General features: G+C 46.3%; 1 pseudogene. It reads left to right on the top strand.

From position 1 onward, the window contains the following. A pseudogene (locus tag A7P54_RS18890) lies at window positions 1-475 on the top strand (cell surface protein); the annotation flags it as partial.

Below are 475 nucleotides of genomic sequence, written 5' to 3' on the forward strand. Positions count from 1 at the left end.
TAAATATGATGACCCTGCAACTAAAGACAAGGTCACGCTTGCAGGTGCTGGTGGAACCACGATCACTAACGTAAAAGCAGGTGATATCAGTTCAGCAGCATCAACAGATGCGGTGAATGGTGGCCAATTATTCACAACGAATCAGAATGTAACCACTGCGCAAAATGCAGCAGATGCAGCACAAGCGACAGCGGACAAAGGGATTAAGTTTGGTAATGGTACCAGCAGTAACCAATTTGCATTAGGCGATACGCTGAATGTTAAAGGTTCAACGGATGGTAGCATCACCAGTACCACGACAGCAGATGGTGTCCAGCTAGGTTTAGGCGATACCGTTAATGTTAAAGATGCAATCAATGTGGGCAGTGGTGCAACCAAAGTTAAGATTGATGGCACAACCAATACCATTGGTGGCTTAAGCAACACGACTTGGAACGGCACAGCAGTATCAGGTCAGGCAGCAACCGAAGATCAA

It is taken from the genome of Acinetobacter sp. Ac_3412 (genome assembly GCF_013072675.1).
GTDB lineage: Bacteria > Pseudomonadota > Gammaproteobacteria > Pseudomonadales > Moraxellaceae > Acinetobacter > Acinetobacter higginsii.